Below are 17,810 nucleotides of genomic sequence, written 5' to 3'. Positions count from 1 at the left end.
ATGGCGAAGAAGCGGGAAACAGTCTCTCCATTCAGCCTGTCCTTCCTGGACATCATGTCCTGCGGGTTCGGGGCCGTGGTACTGCTGTTTCTCATCATCAAACACAATGTCGACGCCAATGCGTCGATGACGCGGCCGCAGACGGAACTGCAATCGGAAGTCTCGATGCTGGAGGAAGAAATCCGCGTTGGAGAGGCCAACCTGGTGCGCATTCGCAACACCATTGACGAGGTGGACGACGAGCGCGCGGTCGCGGAAGGGCTGGCCTTGCGTATCACCCGCGAGATCGAGCGCATCGAAGCCCTGCTGCAGGAACTGGAGGAAGAAAACGACCCGGGACGGCTGGAGGCGCTCAAGGCGCGGCTCCAGGAACTCGAGCGGCAGAAGCAGCAGACGCTCGCCGAACAGCAGCAGACCGGCGAGGACGTGCGGCGTTTCGCCGGCGACGGCCAGCGCGCCTACGTCACCGGCCTGCGCCTGGACGGCCGGCGCATTCTGGTGCTTCTGGATGCCTCCAGCAGCATGCTGGATGCCGAGATCGTCAATGTCATCCGGCGGCGCAACATGCGCGATGAACGCAAGCGAACGGCCCCCAAATGGTTGCAGGCCGTGGCCACGGTCGATTGGCTCACCGCCAAGTTTCCCGTGGATAGCCAGTACCAGATCTACCTGTTCAACACGGCCGTGCGACCGGTGCTGGCGAAGTCGGCCGGCCGGTGGCTCGACGTGCGCGATCGCATCGAACTGAACGGGGCCATCGAGGCTCTGCGCGAAGTCGTGCCCGAAGGCGGCACGAACCTGGACCGGGCGGTGGCGGCCGTGGCCGATCTGCGGCCGCGGCCGGACAATATCTATTTGATCACCGACGGTCTTCCCACCCAGGGTCCGCGGGGCCCTTCGGGTCGAACGATTTCGGGCCGCGAACGCCTGAAACTGTTCGATGACGCAGTGGAGAAACTGCCGGATGGAATTCCCGTCAATGTCGTTCTGCTGCCGATGGAAGGCGATCCGGAAGCGTCGTATGCCTATTGGCGCCTGGCGCAGGTGACGCGGGGTTCCTACATCACGCCGTCGGAGGACTGGCCGTGAAGAAACCACGCGACGAGCCCGAAGCCTTCAGCATTTCCTTTCTGGACGTGATTACCTGCGGTTTCGGTGCGATCATCCTATTATTGATGATAGCGAGGACCGGCACGACCGAGGTGATCGAAGCCGTCGACACATCGCTGCCAGGCCTGGTCCGGGACCTGCAGATGCAGCTATTCGAAATCCGTGGCGAATCCCGTGTGTTGAACCGGGAACTGAATGCCAAGCACGAGCAACTTTCCGAGTGGAAGGAAAAGGTCGCCCGCCTGCAGGCGCAGCGAGCCAGCACGGAGGATCGTTACGACGGCCTGAGCCAGGACTCCTCGGTCAACACGATCATCGAGGGTGAACTGGACCTAGCGCTGCAGGAACTGACCGAGGAGATGCGCCGTCTGGCCGCGCGCCAGCAGGCAAGGGTGGACACCACCCTGGTCGGCGGCATTCCGGTCGACAGTGAGTACGTGATTTTCATCATCGACACCTCGGGCAGCATGCAGCAATTCAACTGGAACCGAATGATCGAAACCCTGACCACGACCCTGGATATTTATCCGGAAGTCAAAGGGATGCAGATCATGAGTGACATGGGGGATTACATGTTCTCGCAGTACCGGCGCAAGTGGATTCCGGACACGAAAGGGCGGCGACGGGTGATGGTGAACCTGCTGCGAAGCTGGACGCCGTTCAGCAACAGCAGCCCGGTGGAAGGTATTACCGAGGCGATCCGGCATTTCTACGATCCGAACAAGAAGATCAGCATTTACGTGTTTGGCGATGACTTCACCGGCCGATCGATCAGCGACGTGGTCGATGTGGTCGACCGCCTCAATCCGAAGGACGAGCACGGCAAACCGAAAATCCGTATCCATGGCATCGGCTTTCCGTTGCCGCGAAATGCGCCGATGTCGGCCCGTAACGCCAACCGGCGGTTCGCCGCACTGATGCGGGAAGTCACGCGCCAGAACGGCGGCACCCTGGTGGGGCTGAACGAGTGAACGGAGGCGAATGCGACATGAAGGCGAGGCACCCTGTATTCCGGATCACGGGACCGGCTCTGCGGTTGATGGTCGTGTCCGTTGTGGCGGTAGCCGTAACCGCCTGCAGCCAGTCGATGGTGCTCAAGCCGGAAGCGGAGGTGCCGCCGCCACTGGCTTCACAACTACCGCTGCACATTGCCGTCCATTATCCGGAGGAGTTCCGAACCTACGTGTACGAGGAAAACTCGGATGACCGGCAGAACTGGTCCATCGACTGTGGACCATCGCAGGTGGTGTTGTTCGACCAGGTGCTGCCGGCCTTGTTCGCCGAAGTATCGCACGTGAACGAAATTCACGCCGCTGCCGGATCGGGACTGGACGCGATTCTCGTGCCGCGGGTCGAGGACATGCAATTCGCATTACCGCACGAGACCCGAACCGAGTTGTACGAGGCTTGGCTCCGCTATTCGATAACCCTGTACGAACCGGACGGACGCAAAATCACCGAATTTCCACTCACCGGCTACGGCAAGTCCACCACCAGCCTGTTCTCCGGCCGGGAAGACGGGCTCAACAGTGCCATCAACGAGGCCTTTCGCGATGTCGGCGCGCGCCTGACCCTGGGTTTTCGCAACAATCAGGCGGTCCGGCCCTGGTTGTTGGCCAAACAGGCCGAAGCGGGCGCGGGAGCCGGGCCGTGAAGACGGTTCGCACTCACGGAAAAAGCTGCCTGATGCGGCGGGTGGCGCCTGCTTCAGGGGTGGGTCGCCCGCTGTGGCCGGGTCGCTGGCTGGCCCTGCCCACCCTGCCGTTGTTGCTGTCAGCCTGCATGAGTACCACGGTGATCGATCAGCACCGGGTGACCAGCAGTGCGCCGGTGGAGATCGGGGATGAGTCCGTCGTCGTGTTGGGCCGACGGCAGGGTGCCGGTCAGGAAACCGAGATCGACTTTATCTCGTGCGTGGGCGAGCAATTGGGCAACAGCCGAAATGGATTGTCTGTGATTCCGGAAAAACAATTCGTAGATGGTATGTATCCGTACTTCGAGGCCAGTACCGCCCCGTCGGACGTGAAGAACCTGGATCGCCTGGTACAGAATCCCGCGGTCGCCGAAAAGCTGACGGAATTCCGGGTGCGCTATTTCGTGTGGATCGACGGCTTCACCGAGCGGGTCGATGAGCGTGGATCGATGTCCTGCAGCATCGGACCGGGAGGGGGCGGCTGCTTTGGATTCGCGAGTTGGGATGACGAAGCCAATTACGAGGCAACCATATGGGATTTCGAAAGTCTGGAACTGTCCGCCAAGGTGAGCGCGCGGACCACCGGAACGTCCTACATGCCGGCGGTGTTCGTGCCGATACCGCTGCTGGCACGGGTACAGTCGAACGCCTGCAGGAATATGGCGCGGCAGATTGCCCAGCAACTGACGACGGCGCCGGGATGATGCATGCCGGCGGAGTGAAAATGGCCGGCAGCCGAATGCCGGTGCTGGCCGCGCTGGCCGCGATCGGGTTCCTTGTTGGCGGGTGGTTGGCACCGCAGCCACTGCAGGCCCAGGAATCGGGGGCCTGGCGGGTAAAGGATCTGATCCAGGCGACCGAGCCGAAGATTCAGCTGCGCGACCGCCGCAACCGGATCCTGCATGAAGTGGAGGTGGCGCAACTGGTCTACCTGTACGCGGTGATGAGCGCCATCGAGGAAGCCGCGGAAATCGGCGCGGACCTTTACATCGTTCCGGGTAACTCGCCCAATGCCTTCGCCGGAAATGGCAACGCCGGCGAGAATATCGTGGGCATCAATTTCGCCATGCTGGATCTGATCGGGAAAGATGTGCATGCCGCGGCCGCCATCCTGGGTCACGAACTGGCGCATCTCAAACTCAACCACCGTGAAGACCTGGAAAAAGCCCAGAACCGGGCGCCCAGTTCGGTGTTCAGCGCTTCCGGAACCCGCTACAGCCGCGACAACGAACGGGAGGCCGATTACCTGGGCATGATCTGGTCGGTCGAAGCCGGTTACGACCCGCAGGGCGCGGTGCGCGTGCATGAAACCCTGTACAAACTGTCCAAGACGTCGCCCAGCGGCTTCTCCGGTTCGCATCCCTCGAGCATCGAGCGCATCACCGTGCTGAAATCCATGGCGCGCCGGCTGGGGCGCTGAATCAGCGCCGTCGCGGAGTATTCATTCCTGCGGTTGTAGCGAAGGTTTGCTCCATGCGGCAGCTTGCGATCCGGTCGATCGAGCGCGGCCGAGCTGTTGATCCACTTACCCGGGTCGGGTGGCCACGAACACCGAGTCGATGAAGGCGTGTTGCAAGCCGATATTGGGCCGGCATTGCCGTGCCTGAAAACCGGCCTCCTCCAGGTGATCGAGCAGGTCGCTGCCAAAATCGGTGAACACCAGGCTGGGACTGCCCCCCGGGCTTTCATGGTAGGCCGCGGGGAGATGGTGCTCGAGCTTCCCATCGGTGATGGTCGCGCGGCGTATGGATGTTTCCGGCGGAGGCCAGCCGATGGGGATCGAAAAAACGTAGTGGCCGCCCGGTTTGAGAACCCGGTGAATCTCGGTCAGGGCGGCCCATGGGTCTGAAACGTGTTCCATGACATGACTGCTGGTGACGAGATCGAAGCGCCCGTCCGCGAAGCTCAGGTCGACGAGGTCCTGATGGTGCACGCCGTCACGGACCTCCTCGCGGTGTCCGTCCTCGAACAAGGTTGATTCGCAATAGTCTGCCACTTGCCTGAGCCACTGCCGGACCGGGCCGCCGATGCCAATGTGATACAGGCTCATCTTCCGGACCGCGGGATCGGCGATCAGGGTTCGAAGGCTGAGGTGGCGGCCGCGACCGATCACTTCGACCAGAGCCGCAGCCTCGTTGCGGAATCGCAGGGCGGCGCCGCAGGACGGGCATCGGAAGGCGCGGGCTGCGTGATGGGGCGGGCAGTCACCGAGTGAGAACTCTCCGGTGGCGCCACACAGATTGCAGAGCCCCGGATAGGCCGGTACCGAATCCGTATCGACGGCACGGTCGCCTGGGCGCGGGTCGTTCGCGAATCGGAGGCGTTTAAACAGATTCATGGGTTCGGAACGGGCATGGGCGAGTGGCTACGATAGCGTCGAAATGAAGTATAGGGAATGTCAGTCGTGGCCGTGCGAATCAGTTGTACCTGCAAGGCGCCTATCCAGTGCAGTAGCTGGCGGACCCTGGTCACCCGTCTCTGGCCGCAGGCCATGACACCCTACGGGTCAGTACGGCCGTTTTCAGCGCGTTCTGGTATATTGGCGGCGCATTTTTATTCTGGGAAACTCAGGCCGGCCCCAAACGCACGGTCTGAACTCAAGGAGGAGTGAAATGGAAAGCCCCCCCGTTTGCCGTGTGCGACGCGTCGTGTCGCGTTTCTGCCTGCTTCTGACCGTTGCCGCCGTGTCGTTGGGCAATGCGTCCGTACTGTGGGCGGCTGCCGCGCTGAATGTCGTGCCGAACGCCAACTTCGACGTGGACGGCGATGGCAACAATGCCATTCCATTCGGTGACGATCAATTCTGCGACGACGGCATCCGCTACCAGCAATTGTATCCCGGTGATGAAGTCGGTGGCCCGAACATCGGCAGCATGGCCTTTCGCCTGGATGCCAGCGAGAGCGACGTGGGTGGAGTCATCCTGGAGGATGTCACGGTCACCCTGTCATCGACCCTGGCTACCCGCACGACTCTGAGCGCGCGCTTCGAAGACAATATCGGGCCCGATGCCCAAGTGGTCTACACTGGTGATGTCCTGGCCGAACTGACGACGTCCGGCAGTGGTACCAATCCCTTCGACCTGTATATCGACTTCGACACGCCGTTCGAATTCGATGGATCCAACGCCAACTTGCTCGTCGACGTGGTGATCCGGCAATGCGAGGACATGAAAACCTTCTCGCTGGACTCCGTGAACACCCACCCGGTGCTGAGCCGGGTCTGGTCGCCCGACAAGGACAACGAGATCGCTTACGGTGGTGAGGACGACGCCGTGGACAGTGTCGGGCTGGTCACCGAGTTTTACATATTCTCCGATGGCGTCGTGTACGTACCCTACGTTATGGGGGCCGGTGGCAACTGGGCCGTGGATGGTCACAACGGCGAAGGCTTTCTGTTCGAACCGTTGGGCGGAGGGCTCGTCGTGGTCTTCTGGTTCACCTACGACCTGTTCGGCAATCCCATGTGGATGATCGGAGTGGCCGATACCCTGGATTTCGCCGACGATCCGCTGACCGGCGAGAATGTGGGTACCGTGGATATGTACCGTACCCAGGGCCCTGTGTTCGGGCCGGATTTCGATCCCGCGGATTACCAGGAAACTTACATGGGGCCGGTGACATTCCGTCTGAACGGTTGTCTCGCCAGCGAAGGCGCAACCGGTGAGGTCCAGTACAATTTCGATTTCGGCTTTGGATCCGGCACGTACACGATCACCAAGCTGTACGATATCTACAAGAACGACTGCGGACCGTCTGCCGCACCGGTCGTCATTCAGCACTGAGACGCTGCGATTGAGCCCGCCGTTTTTCCGGCGGCGGGCTCTTTCCATACCCGGTCCCGATCCGGTTCTGCGGGCCGAAACCCGTCCGGTAAGCGATTCAGCGTCCCGGCGACTGGTGCCGTGCAGCGAGGCGGGCCAGAACGGTCGCGACCATCCGGTCGCAACGGCGGCCGGCGAACTCGTAAACGCCCAGGCCGGCATCGGCGATGTGGCGGTCCAGAACTTCTTTCATCAGCTTGCGCGCACGATGTAGGCGGGTCTTGACCGTGGCTTCATTGATGCCCACGCTTTCCGCGGTTTCCCGCACACTGAGCTGCTGAATGGCGCGTAGAACGAATACCGTGCGGAACTCCAGCGGCAGCCGGTCGATGGCGCGTTCGATGAGACCCGCCAGCTCGATGTTCGCGGCGCGGTCGGCAGGGTCTGCCCGCGTTGCGGCCGCTGAGGGTACCGGGTGTCCGGCCGCCTCGGGTTCGTTCTCACCGTGGGCCTGATAGTGAGGGTTCTTCCGTTTGATCATGAGGGCCTCGTTGACGGCGATCCGGGTCAGCCAGGCGGCGAAGCTTCCGGTCGGACGGTAGCTTTCCAACCGGTAAAATGCCTTGATGTAAGCTTCCTGTACCGCGTCCTGCGCGACATCGTCGTCGGACAGGATGCTGCGGGCGGCCCGGAACATTCGTTGGTTGTGTCGGCGCATGATCTGGGCATACGCCGTTTCCTCACCGGCCAGAATCTGCTCGACAGCCTCGAGGTCATCCTGCCGGCCGGGGTCGTAGCTGGCATCGTGACCGGGGCGGGCGTGTTCTGAGGCTTGGGGGTCGGGCATGTTCAGTCCTCGGTGAGGCCGCAGTGTTCGGGCGATTCGCCGGCGGATTCGAGAAAGGCGATCAGGTCGCGGCGGTTTTGATCGCTGGCGATGCCGGCGTAGCCCATCGTCGTGCCCGGAACCACGGCCCCCGGATTGGCGAGGAAGCGGTCGAGGGTTTCCCGGGTCCAGACAAGATCAGACCGGCGCATGGCGTCGGAATAAACGTAATCGTTTACGCCGCCGGCGCGCCGGCCCATGATACCGCAATGCTTCGGACCCGTACGATTATAGCTCAGGGAATGGCAGCCGGCGCATTGTTGGTAAATTTCCTCGCCCCTGGCCGCATCGCCGAACGCCGCGTCTTCATTAACCGTGCTCGCGAACAGTGTCGCCGGGCCCGCGAGCAGGCATGTCAGCAACAGTACCGGTGCGTTCCGGGCCAATGATGGCCCGGAACGCCTGGCGGTGCTTTGCTTCGCAGGAGTGCGCATGGGCTCAGGAAAAGAACGCACCCGGAACCGGATCGAGGCCCAGCGCCTGGCGCAGGACTGCCCAGTGCATGGCTTCGTCGGCCAGAATGCTGGCCGCGGCCTTGGACAGGTCGCGGTTGTCGAACAGGGGAATGGCGCCGGCGTAGGCGCTGACCGCGCCCCGCTCAAGTGATGCGGCGAATTTCAGTACGTCGGCTTCCGACTTGAGTTGATCCACGGGAAAATTGTGGCTTTTGACCGGTTCCGCCACCGAGCCGCCGAGGTCCCGAATGGTCGAAGCCAACACGTCTGCGTGTTCCTTGTGATGGCCCTGGAACGTCACGGCCACGCCGAGTACGCCCTGGCTGAGCAGGCCACTTTCGGCGCCGACGCCGTACGCGGCAACCGCTTCGCGCTCGGCAGCCAGTGCCGTATTCAGTATTCGGACATCGGAAGCGGCCTTGTCGTCGCCGGCCGCGCGGGCCAGAGCCGGTTTTCCGGCCAGCAGGGCGATGGCCGTACCCGACAGTACCGTGGCGGCTGATTGGAACAGAAACTGGCGCCGGGGCAGGGCGACGGCGCGAGTGGACTTGGAATCGGTGTGCATTTCGGTCTCCTGGATTTCATCTACATCACGGGTTATTGCCGGAAACGGCCGCTGGCCGATTCCGTGCGGGTGTATCCCATAAATGCATCCAGGCCGGAAAAGGTTCCCGGGAAATGCGAATTCGTGCCGCCGCGGGTGCGGCGGGGCGAAGAACCGCGGGTATGACGCGGGCCGCCTACGGCCCGCGCGTCATGAAACCGGTGCCCGAATCAGGGCTCGATGGCGGGCATGGCGTGGTCTGCCGCTTCCCGGTTGAATGCGGCCAGGTCCTCGTCGAGAATGCGCCGGTACTCGGCATGCTGCGTCGACCACTGCGCCCGCACGGCTTCGATGCGTTCCTGCATGCCTGCGGTCAACGGCGGAATCATGTTGTCGGCCATGCCCAACAGGCCGACCAGGTTGAAGTCCAGGCGCCGGGAGGAGTGCAGCGGATCGATGTAGTGCGGGTTGTCCTCTTCAATAACGGCTTCGAGCCATGCGCTGATGCGTGCGTTTACGGCCTCGCCCGCACGATTCAGATCCTCATCTCCGGCCAACTCCATCAACTGTCGGTTCTTGTCCCGAATCCGTTTCAGCGTTTCGACCGCCCGCTGGGCGGCATCCGCGTCGCGGTGCACCGCCGCCAGCAACGATTGCTTGGCCCGGTGCGCCGATGCCGGGGCTGGCGCGCGCGGATCATCGAGGACCTCGAAGGATTGGGTCATCACGCGGTCGCCCACGGTCAGGCGCGCCTGGTAGGTGCCGGGCGCCACCCGGTAGGAGCGGGGGCCGCGCCAGGTGGACAACTCCGGGTAGTCCGGCAGATCAGCCACCCGCCAGTCCCAGACGAACCGGTTCAGGCCGGCTCGGGTCTGTAACGGCGTACGGGGTTGATCGTTGCGGAACCATGCGACCAGACGTTCTTCGCGCTCCACCGGACTTTCCGTTCCGAAGGTGTTGAGGACGCGGCCTTCGGCGTCGAGAATTTCGAGACGGACCGTGTCGGCGTTGTCTGCGGCTCCTTCGGCCAGCGCGTAGTAGATCAGCGTTCCGGTAGGAGGGTTGGCGCCCGGTTCGCCGCCGCGCCAGGATTGTACGGTCACCCGCTCGGTGGGGCTGGGAGCGAACAGGTGGGCGGCGGCCGTGGCCGATGTCCCGTCCAACTGCCGCAGCGGGCCGATGTCATCAAGAATCCAGAAGGCGCGGCCCTGGGTGGCGGCCACCAGGTCGTCCTCGTGCACGCGAAGGTCCGTCACCGGAACGTGCGGCAGATTGCGTTGCAGGCTTTGCCAGTGGGCGCCGTCGTCGAATGATACGTACAGCGAGGTTTCGCTGCCCGCGAACAGCAGGCCCTCGCGTTCGGTGTCCTCGCGCACGACCCGCACGAAATCATCCTCGGGAATCCCCGAGTCGACCCGGTCCCAGGAGCGCCCGAAATCGTCGGTCCGATACACATACGGAGTGAAGTCGTTCGATTTGTATCCGGTGGCGACCGCGTAAGCCTTGCCGGCACGGTGCGGGGAAATCTCGATCATGTTGATCTGGCGTTCGCCCAGGCCGCGCGGTGTGATCTCCGTCCAGTTCGCGCCCTCGTCGCGGGTCAGGTGAATGCGCCCGTCGTCGGTTCCGGCCCAGATTTCACCGGCTGCGTGCGGTGACTCGGCGATATAGAAAATGGTGTTGTACATCTCGCCGCCGGTCCCCTCGAAGGTGAAGTCGCCGAGGACGATGCCCTGCTTGTCCGGTTCGTTGCGGGTCAGGTCGGGACTGATCTCGGACCAGCTGTGGCCGCGATCGGTTGATTTGAGCAGAACCTGTGCGCCGTGGTAAATCACGGACGGGTCGTGCTGCGAAGCCAAAATGGGCGCATTCCAGTTGAAGCGGTAGGGGTAGTCCTCGCCGGGCCGGAAAGCGGTGCGTTGCGGGTAACGCATCACGTTGCGGGTCATGCCGGTGGGCGCGTCGTACTCGGTGATGCGGCCCTGGTAACTGCCGGCATACACCAGAACCGGGTTGTCGGGGTCGAAAGCCACGTGGGCACTCTCGCCGCCGCCGATCGCGTTCCAGTCCTTCCAGCCGATGCCGCCATCGAAATCCCGGCTTTGGATGCGGACCGTCGAATTGTCCTGCTGGCCGGCGTACAGGTTGTACGGGAACTGATTGTCGGTGATGACCCGGTAGAACTGGGCGGTCGGCTGGTTGGTCTGGGTGCTCCAGGATTGTCCGCCGTCGAAGGAGACATTGGCGCCACCATCGTTGGCCTGAACCATCCAGTCGGGGTGTTCGGGATGGATCCACAGATCGTGATTGTCGCCGTGCGGAGTCGCGACACGTTTGTAGGTCTTGCCGCCATCGGTGGACTTGAACATGGGCGCGTTGAGCACGTACACCGTTTCACGGTCCGCCGGGTCGGCGAAAATGTGCATGTAGTAGGCCGAGCGCTCGGTCATCACGTGCAGGTCATTGACCTGAGACCAGTTGGAGCCGCCATCGTCGGAGCGGTACACGCCGCTGTCGCCCGGTTTCGCCTCGACCAGCGCATAGACACGGTCGCTGTCGGCGGCCGATACGGTGACCGCGAATTTTCCGGCCGGTTCGGGAAAACCGTTTTCCAGCCGCTGCCAGGTATCACCGGAATCGGTTGACCGGTACAGACCCGAACCCGGGCCGCCGCTGGAAAGCTGATAGCCGTGCCAGGGCTTGCGCACGTGTTCCCACTGGGCCGCATACAGGATGCGGGGGTTGTTGGGATCCATGACCAGGTCGTTGACGCCGGTGTTTTCGTTCACGTGCAGAACACGCTCCCAGGTGGCGCCGCCGTCCGTCGAGCGGTAGACACCGCGTTCCTCATGCGCGCCCCACGGGCTCCCCTGCGCGCCAACATAGACGATGTCCGGGTTGTCGGGATGAATGCGGACCTGCGAAATGTGCCGCGTCGCCTCCAGTCCCAGGTGCCGCCAGGTGCGGCCGCCATCGGTCGATTTGTAGACGCCGTCCCCGTGCGAGGTGGTGACGCCACGCACGCAGTGCTCGCCCATGCCCACGTAGATGACATTCGGGTCGGACAGGGAGACCGCGATGGCGCCGACCGACCCGGTTTTGAAGAAACCGTCGGAAATGTTGTTCCAGTTCTCACCGCCGTCGGTGGTCTTCCATACGCCGCCGCCGGTGGCACCCATGTAGAACGTGAAGGGCTGCGAGGGCACGCCGGTCACGGTGGTGACCCGGCCGCCCCGATGGGGCCCGACGTTGCGCCATTCCAGGGCTTCGAGCAGTTCCTGGTCAAAGGTCTGTGCCCACAACCCGGTGGTCGTCAGTGCCCCGCACAGAGCGAGAAGGACGGTCGCGAGACCGCTCAAAAAGCCTGGGTGGCGACTGTGCCTTGGGGATGCCGGGGCGGTTTGGTCGGGCGTGCACATCTCTTGCATGAAAATCGTCCTCCGCAGGTGAACCAGGGCGGTTGGCCTGCCCGGTCCCGCCAATGTCATTGATGTGAATAGAGTTAATAGCAGACACGCCGGCCACAGGTCCAAGAAAAGGCGGAAAAAATTGGGGTCATGGCCCTTATCGCGGCCACTGCGGGTGCCGCTTTCCGTGCCCGGCCGGTACCATGGCGCGATGGCTTCTTCAGATCCGCTCAAGCAGATTTTCCGTGAACTCGGCCAGGCCGTCGGCGAACTGGGCTTCGGTCCGCCCGTGACCCATGTCTACAATCCCCTGAGCTATGCGCGGGAGGCGGTCGAGGGCTATCTCCAACTCGCTTGCCGGGGTCCGGTGCCGGCCCTTTTTCTGGGCATGAATCCCGGTCCCTGGGGCATGGCGCAGACTGGCGTACCCTTCGGTACGATCAGCGCGGCGCGCGACTGGATGGGGCTGGACGAGCGGGTTGCAAAACCGGCGGACGAGCATCCGAAACGTCCGGTGCTCGGATTCGGCGTGCAACGCGAGGAAGTCAGCGGTCAGCGCTTCTGGGCCTGGGCGCAGGCGCGTTATGCGACGCCAGAACGATTTTTCTCGCACTTCTTTGTCGCCAATTACTGTCCATTGATGTTCATGGAAGCATCGGGCCGGAATCGAACACCCGACAAATTGCCGGTCGCGGAACGGCGTCCCCTTTTTGCCGCATGCGATGAAGCGCTGCGCCGGACGGTCGAAGTATTGCGGCCGGGGCTGGTGATTGGCATTGGCAAGTTTGCCGAAGACCGCGCCCGGGCCGCTCTCGACGCGACCGGTGTGCGCATCGGACGTATCCTGCATCCCAGCCCCGCTTCCCCGGTGGCCAACCGGGGCTGGCAGCATCAGGCGGAACAGCAGCTGGCCGATCTTGGTGTCGAGTTCGAATGATTGAAGGATGAAACCCGAAGAGATCAGGAGGCGCACGATGGGCGATTCTTTGGCGAAAATTGTCGGAGCGGTGCTGTTGGGGGCGGTGATGGCCGGATTCCCTGCTCCCGCCGCGGCCGGGGCCGCGGCGTGCGCTGAAAATGAGCCTGCATTGCAGGTGCTGGGTTCGGGCGGGCCGGTGGCCGATGACGGCCGGGCATCATCCGGATACCTGCTGTGGGCGGATGGCCGGGCCCGGGTGCTGATCGATGCGGGTGGCGGCATTTTCCTCCGCTTCGGCGAAGCCGGCGCGACCCTGGACGAACTGGACCTGATCGCCATCACCCACCTGCACACCGACCACGTGGCCGATCTGCCGGCTCTGCTCAAGGGCGCGTATTTTTCGGACCGCGAACGCATTCTGGCCATCAGTGGTCCGGACGGTGCCGGGCGTTTTCCCGGTATCGAGCCTTTCCTGAACCGCCTGTTCGATGCGCAGGGCGGTGCGTTCGGTTACCTGGCCGGCCTGCTCGACGGCAGCGAGGGCATGTTCGGCTTGCAAGCGAAGACCGTGGCGCATGCCAGCGATTCGCCGGTGACGGTGAGGGATCGGGACGGGCTGCGCATCGAGGCCATCGGCGTTCACCACGGCCCGGTTCCGACGCTGGCCTACCGACTGTCCGCCGCTGGCCGGCGGATTGTCGTCAGCGGCGACCAGAACCTCGATTCTCCCGGTTTCCTGGAATTCACCCGGGATGCCGATCTGCTGGTCATGCCTTTTCCCATTCCCGAGAGTGCTGGCAAGGCCGCGGCGACGCTCCACGCCCGCCCCTCGAAAATCGCCGGGCTGGCCACCGGGGCAAGAGTTCGCCACCTGGTCTTGAGTCATTTCATGGCGCGCAGCCTGAAGGACCGGGATGTGGGAGTTGCCCGGGTCCGCGCGGATTACAAGGGCCGGCTGACGCTCGCCCGGGACCTGCAGTGCATTCCATTACCCTGAGCATGCGACTGGCTTTCGACCTGTGTTTTCCTGTCTGCAGGTTCTCCAGTATCCGCTAGACTGGTTGAAGGAGAGACCGACAGGGGATTAGGAGCATGCCGCTGGATCGCCTTACGCGGCCGCTGACCGGATCAACCGGCAACGGCCATTTTCGCTTTCAACACATCTTTTTGCTGGGCCTCGTAATAGTTGGCCTGGTCGGTGAGGTTCAGGCAGAAGCCACCCGAACACCGGTTGAGAAATCCCTGTGTTGCCAGGGGCGGCTTTACGGTGTTTTCGACCTCAGCGGCACCTGGGAGGGGGTTTCCGTACACAACCCCCCGTTCGGCACCTTTGGCGAGCCGAACATGTTGTACGAGACGACGGGGATCAGCGGACGGGCGGTGTGGACCGTCAATCTCACCGATCAGTCGGTCGGGGACATCCAGGGCAACGGCGGCCAGGAAGTGGTGCAGACTTACACCGGCACCTATATCGAAACCTGGTACGAGAGCCCCAACTTCACCGGCGCCTGTACGGTGTTCCCCACCACAAACTGCCGGGTAGTCAACCGCTATGCGTCTTATGACGTGGTGTTTTCGATCCGCTGGTGCCTGGCCTCCGAGGGCTTCGTGTTTCGCAGTATCGTGGCGACCGACGTTACGCTGGTCGAAACGGATTCCGGCATTGATGTCCCCAGCAAACTGGTGATCAACGAGCAAGCGGGCGAGTTCTGCCCCTCGGTCACGCCGACCCTGTCACTGGCGACCTACGACTACCAGGACAACCTGATGATTTGGGGATTCTACCCGGTGACGGGTGGCACTCACAGCGCCTTCCAGGAGCCGAGCCAGTATGACGTGCGGGAATTTCGTGACGGTCCCCGGCAGGACTGTGGCTGTGAAAATCAGGGTACCAACCGGCCCCATTTTCAGATCGCCAAGAAAATCGGCCCTGCCGATGTCGCAACGCTGCGTGGCGACGTGATGTTCACGCTGGACTCGTCACTGCCGCTCGACCTGGTGGATCCGCCGTTCCGCCCACTCGGAGAAATGTCCCTGCTGCAGCAGAATGTCGCCGTGGCTGAGCGCCTGCCTGGCGAAACCGATATCGAGTGGCAGAGCTATCTGGACACGATCAAGGACGGCTTCATTTTCATGAATACGGTGCCGGAGTACGACGCGGGCTTGTACACCTTCTCCGACGTGCCGCTATTCCAGGTCCTTACCGTCAACCAGCGCCCGGTGGTGCGCCCCGCGCGCTACCGGCTGCGCTTGCGCGGCATCAATGTCGAAGAGTACGTGACCGGCTCCGATCCGCTCGAAACGACGTTCACGCAGTTCACGACGGCGGATGCCTTCAATCTGCAGGTGGGCGAAACGGCCAACCTGACGGTGTCGCCGATTGACGCGATTCCCCTGAAGAAGGCGCTGATCAACGAACTGAGCGAATTGTCGCCCACCCGCTACCTGGCCATCGAAAACCAGGCTCTGTTGCAGGTCAACGCGATAGAGAGTGGCAGTCCTACCGACGCTCAGCTCGAAGGACTGAATCGGGCGGTTTTGGCGGAGCGGGCGGCGCGCGACGGGGCGCGATTCGCCGAGCAGCACGTCGCGCAACTGCTAACGGGATTGGGCGAAATCGCCGGATTCTTCATCGACGAAGTGCTGGACTCATTTGGTACGGGCTCGAAACTGAAGGACAAAAAGGACGAATTGGCCAAGATCGAATCCGGTGTGGACGTATCCGCGCTCGCCGGCGACGGTTGGAGCGATGTGCCGGCCACCGACGCCGAAGTCAAGCAGGCGATGGAAAAATACATCAAGGAAAACTTCGACCTGCAGATCTCGCAGATCGCGGAGCAGATCAAGGCCTGGTTCAAGGTCGGCCTGATGGAACTGAAGAACGTGCTGGAACTCGCGGGTATGCAGAGTGCCGACACCGACCTCGCCATCGGATTGATCGAAGTGACGTTCGAAACCGTGATGAACACCCTTATTTCTCAGGGCGCGGGTGCCGTTGGCAGCGTGGCGAAGGCCGCCGTCAAGTTGGCGCTCCAATCGGCGCAGGACGAGGTATTCGATACCCTTCCAAACGCGTACACCGATCAGACTGATCACGCGCTGTCGTGGGGAGAAAGCCAGTTCGAGTCCTGGGGGACATCCCATCCGCCGACCTACAGCACCAACAAGGGATGGGTCGAGGACGAACTGCTGCAAATGGGTATCGATTCGTATGCGTCCCTCAGCAGCGCGCAGTTCGCTATGGATATCAGCGCTGGTTTCAACGTGGCCGAGGACACGCTGGCCATCGGCGAGGCCATCCCGCTGATCAAGAAAGCCAAATGGGCGGCCAAAATAGGCAAATACATTTCTGGTGTGGTCGCGTGGCGATGGCCACTGCGCAGCACATTCTGGGACGTCCCTGAACGCGTGGAAGGCGGAGTGGCCAAGGCCTTCGGGCAGTTGCCGGGCTCGGTGTTTCCCACCGTGGTTTCGCCGCCGGACCAGCCCCAGGGTGCGCCGCCGGCCGGGCTGGGCGGCATTGTGCCGCAACGCCTGGAAAACACCTTGCTGGCTCTGGAGACCGAAACCGGACTGCTGGTCGTCGCCTGGCAATCCGATGCCATCGACGTAGTGCTCGGATCGGTGGATGGCGCCGAGCCGGGGGACTTCATGCCGCTGATCGGCCAGGCGACTTCAGACTTCGATGATCTGATGGCGCTGGCCGCGTCCAACCGCGAACTGTTCGCCAACGGTCGCCAGATGCAGAGCGCCCTGTTGCAAACCGGTATTGCGCTGGAGGAGGCCACTGGCGTCGCTGCCGGACAGCAGATGGTTCTGCTGTCGCGGGTGGTGACCCGGAGCTACAGCGGGCCAGGTGACCCCGGGTATCTGAGAGATCGAGGCCGTGTCGTGGCCAGTCTCAACCGGCTCCTGGCGATTAGTGAGGGCGTACGCACCGGCATTGGCCTGTTCGAGGACGGTGTGCAGTTTTCCACGTTTGACAGCGCAGTCGTAATCGGCGGTGTTGAGCCGGTGTCGCAGGCCACTGCAGGGGCCGAAGTCACGCAGATGAACGAAGTGTTTATCATCAGTGCCCGTATCCGCAACCTGGGGCCGGAGGCCGTATCCGGCGTGGAGGCGGAACTGAGTCTGCCGCTGGTCTCGCCGCTGAACATCGACAGTTCGGTTATCCAGGCACCGCCCGGCGGCGCACTCGCGGCGAACGATGGAACGGTGGACAGTGGAGCGGACGAGACGGTGCTGAGTTGGCAGGTTACCTATACGGGTCCCCTGGACGACGCGATTCGCATACCTCTCGAGATCGTCACCCGATCGACTTCGGTCGATGATCCGGGCCGGTATTTCGGGGCGTTCGGCCTGTTGCGGGTCAGCGGAGATGTATTCGACCCCGACGACGACGGTATGCCCAGCGCCTGGGAATCCGACAACGGCCTCAATCCGGCCATGGACGACGCGGACAGTGATGCCGAATCGGACGGCGTTAGCAACGGTGAGGAATTTGACCGTGAAACCAATCCACAGGTCGCGGATTCCGACGGCGACGGTATTGAAGATGCGGACGAGATCGCCGGCACGGGTGGATGGATCACGGATCCCGCCAATGCGGATTCCGATGGCGATGGCGAACCGGACGGAACCGACGGCTCACCGCTGGACCCGACGACGACAGCACCGATGGTCGCGCCGGAACCCGTGGTCGCGGTCGCGCCGTCCCTGGTCGCGCTCGACGCGGAAACGCCGCGGGCGGTGGTGTCAATTTCCAATGTGGGCACTGGCGCCCTGCTGTGGCGGGTGGAGTCCGACGACGACACGCTCGTGGTTGCCGGTAACCCGGACGCCGGCGTGCAGGCCGGCAGTCTTCTCATGGTCGGGGTCGCGAACGGTGTCGACCCGGCCGGTCTGATTGGTCAGTCGATTGAGGTTCGGGTGACGGATGCGGCTGGAACAGTCGCCGACAGCCAGGTGATAACGGTCACGTTCAACGATCCGGGTGAGGAGTTTTTCGAGGATGGCTTTGAGGAATGAACAGGTT

General features: G+C 62.9%; 14 protein-coding genes. 9 read left to right on the top strand and 5 right to left on the bottom strand.

The genetic code is table 11. From position 1 onward, the window contains the following. From V3330_RS01900 to V3330_RS01880, 5 genes are read left to right on the top strand one after another with little or no spacing between them, the layout of a single operon-like run. A complete protein-coding gene (locus tag V3330_RS01900) occupies positions 1-1,089 on the top strand; it encodes a vWA domain-containing protein (RefSeq protein ID WP_354693685.1) in 1,089 nt (362 codons plus the stop codon). Continuing rightward, the gene (locus V3330_RS01895; protein ID WP_354693684.1) at positions 1,086-2,081 is read left to right on the top strand and encodes a vWA domain-containing protein; all 996 of its coding nucleotides are present in this window, start codon (positions 1,086-1,088) and stop codon (positions 2,079-2,081) included. The genes V3330_RS01900 and V3330_RS01895 overlap by 4 nt, the downstream gene beginning before the upstream one ends. A 17-nt stretch (positions 2,082-2,098) precedes the next feature. Then, the gene (locus V3330_RS01890) at positions 2,099-2,764 is read left to right on the top strand and encodes a hypothetical protein (protein ID WP_354693683.1); all 666 of its coding nucleotides are present in this window, start codon (positions 2,099-2,101) and stop codon (positions 2,762-2,764) included. After that, entirely contained in the window at positions 2,761-3,507 is a 747-nt protein-coding gene (locus tag V3330_RS01885; RefSeq protein ID WP_354693682.1) for a hypothetical protein, read from the top strand. Before V3330_RS01890 ends, V3330_RS01885 begins: the two co-directional genes overlap by 4 nt. Positions 3,508-3,527: 20 nt before the next feature. Then, the gene (locus V3330_RS01880; protein WP_354693681.1) at positions 3,528-4,223 is read left to right on the top strand and encodes a M48 family metallopeptidase; all 696 of its coding nucleotides are present in this window, start codon (positions 3,528-3,530) and stop codon (positions 4,221-4,223) included. Between the two features lie 105 nt (positions 4,224-4,328). Here the strand turns inward: V3330_RS01880 and V3330_RS01875 are convergent, their stop codons facing one another. After that, positions 4,329-5,141 carry a class I SAM-dependent methyltransferase gene (locus V3330_RS01875; RefSeq protein ID WP_354693680.1) on the bottom strand — a complete coding sequence of 271 codons (813 nt, stop codon included), beginning with the start codon at positions 5,139-5,141 and terminating at the stop codon, positions 4,329-4,331. 274 nt (positions 5,142-5,415) lie between these two features. Here V3330_RS01875 and V3330_RS01870 point away from each other — a divergent pair, with 274 nt between their 5' ends. Then, complete coding sequence (locus V3330_RS01870) at positions 5,416-6,585, top strand: hypothetical protein (protein ID WP_354693679.1); 1,170 nt, start codon at positions 5,416-5,418, stop codon at positions 6,583-6,585. Positions 6,586-6,682: 97 nt separating this feature from the next. Here V3330_RS01870 and V3330_RS01865 read toward each other — a convergent pair whose 3' ends face one another. The 4 genes from V3330_RS01865 to V3330_RS01850 all read right to left on the bottom strand — a co-directional run bounded on the left by V3330_RS01865 (position 6,683) and on the right by V3330_RS01850 (position 11,808). Continuing rightward, positions 6,683-7,411 (bottom strand): RNA polymerase sigma factor, encoded by a 729-nt coding sequence (locus V3330_RS01865; protein WP_354693678.1) that lies wholly within the window; start codon positions 7,409-7,411, stop codon positions 6,683-6,685. A gap of 2 nt (positions 7,412-7,413) precedes the next feature. Further along, positions 7,414-7,884, bottom strand: coding sequence for a c-type cytochrome (locus V3330_RS01860; protein ID WP_354693677.1), 471 nt, complete (start codon positions 7,882-7,884; stop codon positions 7,414-7,416). 4 nt (positions 7,885-7,888) lie between these two features. Continuing rightward, entirely contained in the window at positions 7,889-8,470 is a 582-nt protein-coding gene (locus V3330_RS01855; protein ID WP_354693676.1) for a ferritin-like domain-containing protein, read from the bottom strand. A 209-nt stretch (positions 8,471-8,679) separates the two neighbouring features. Continuing rightward, positions 8,680-11,808, bottom strand: a complete 3,129-nt coding sequence (locus tag V3330_RS01850) for a WD40/YVTN/BNR-like repeat-containing protein (RefSeq protein ID WP_354693675.1) — start codon at positions 11,806-11,808, stop codon at positions 8,680-8,682. A 259-nt stretch (positions 11,809-12,067) separates the two neighbouring features. Here V3330_RS01850 and V3330_RS01845 point away from each other — a divergent pair, with 259 nt between their 5' ends. From V3330_RS01845 to V3330_RS01835, 3 genes are all read left to right on the top strand, one after another. Beyond that, entirely contained in the window at positions 12,068-12,793 is a 726-nt protein-coding gene (locus tag V3330_RS01845) for a uracil-DNA glycosylase family protein (protein ID WP_354693674.1), read from the top strand. A gap of 37 nt (positions 12,794-12,830) precedes the next feature. Next, positions 12,831-13,772: an MBL fold metallo-hydrolase gene (locus tag V3330_RS01840; protein WP_354693673.1), complete on the top strand. Its 942-nt coding sequence runs from the start codon at positions 12,831-12,833 to the stop codon at positions 13,770-13,772. 95 nt (positions 13,773-13,867) lie between these two features. Then, positions 13,868-17,803: a hypothetical protein gene (locus V3330_RS01835; protein WP_354693672.1), complete on the top strand. Its 3,936-nt coding sequence runs from the start codon at positions 13,868-13,870 to the stop codon at positions 17,801-17,803. The last annotated feature ends 7 nt before the right edge of the window (positions 17,804-17,810 follow it).

The sequence above is a fragment of the Elongatibacter sediminis genome, from assembly GCF_037892215.1.
GTDB lineage: Bacteria > Pseudomonadota > Gammaproteobacteria > Xanthomonadales > SZUA-36 > Elongatibacter > Elongatibacter sediminis.
This window is presented reverse-complemented; position numbering and strand designations above follow the sequence as displayed.

Bases quoted from the DNA above. Each gene is read 5' to 3' on its own strand.
- V3330_RS01875 (WP_354693680.1), bottom strand. From the start codon at position 5,141: ATGAATCTGTTTAAACGCCTCCGATTCGCGAACGACCCGCGCCCAGGC.
- V3330_RS01865 (WP_354693678.1), bottom strand. From the start codon at position 7,411: ATGCCCGACCCCCAAGCCTCAGAACACGCCCGCCCCGGTCACGATGCC.
- V3330_RS01835 (WP_354693672.1), top strand. From the start codon at position 13,868: ATGCCGCTGGATCGCCTTACGCGGCCGCTGACCGGATCAACCGGCAAC.
- V3330_RS01840 (WP_354693673.1), top strand. From the start codon at position 12,831: ATGGGCGATTCTTTGGCGAAAATTGTCGGAGCGGTGCTGTTGGGGGCG.
- V3330_RS01860 (WP_354693677.1), bottom strand. From the start codon at position 7,884: ATGCGCACTCCTGCGAAGCAAAGCACCGCCAGGCGTTCCGGGCCATCA.
- V3330_RS01870 (WP_354693679.1), top strand. From the start codon at position 5,416: ATGGAAAGCCCCCCCGTTTGCCGTGTGCGACGCGTCGTGTCGCGTTTC.
- V3330_RS01880 (WP_354693681.1), top strand. From the start codon at position 3,528: ATGGCCGGCAGCCGAATGCCGGTGCTGGCCGCGCTGGCCGCGATCGGG.
- V3330_RS01900 (WP_354693685.1), top strand. From the start codon at position 1: ATGGCGAAGAAGCGGGAAACAGTCTCTCCATTCAGCCTGTCCTTCCTG.
- V3330_RS01890 (WP_354693683.1), top strand. From the start codon at position 2,099: ATGAAGGCGAGGCACCCTGTATTCCGGATCACGGGACCGGCTCTGCGG.
- V3330_RS01845 (WP_354693674.1), top strand. From the start codon at position 12,068: ATGGCTTCTTCAGATCCGCTCAAGCAGATTTTCCGTGAACTCGGCCAG.
- V3330_RS01855 (WP_354693676.1), bottom strand. From the start codon at position 8,470: ATGCACACCGATTCCAAGTCCACTCGCGCCGTCGCCCTGCCCCGGCGC.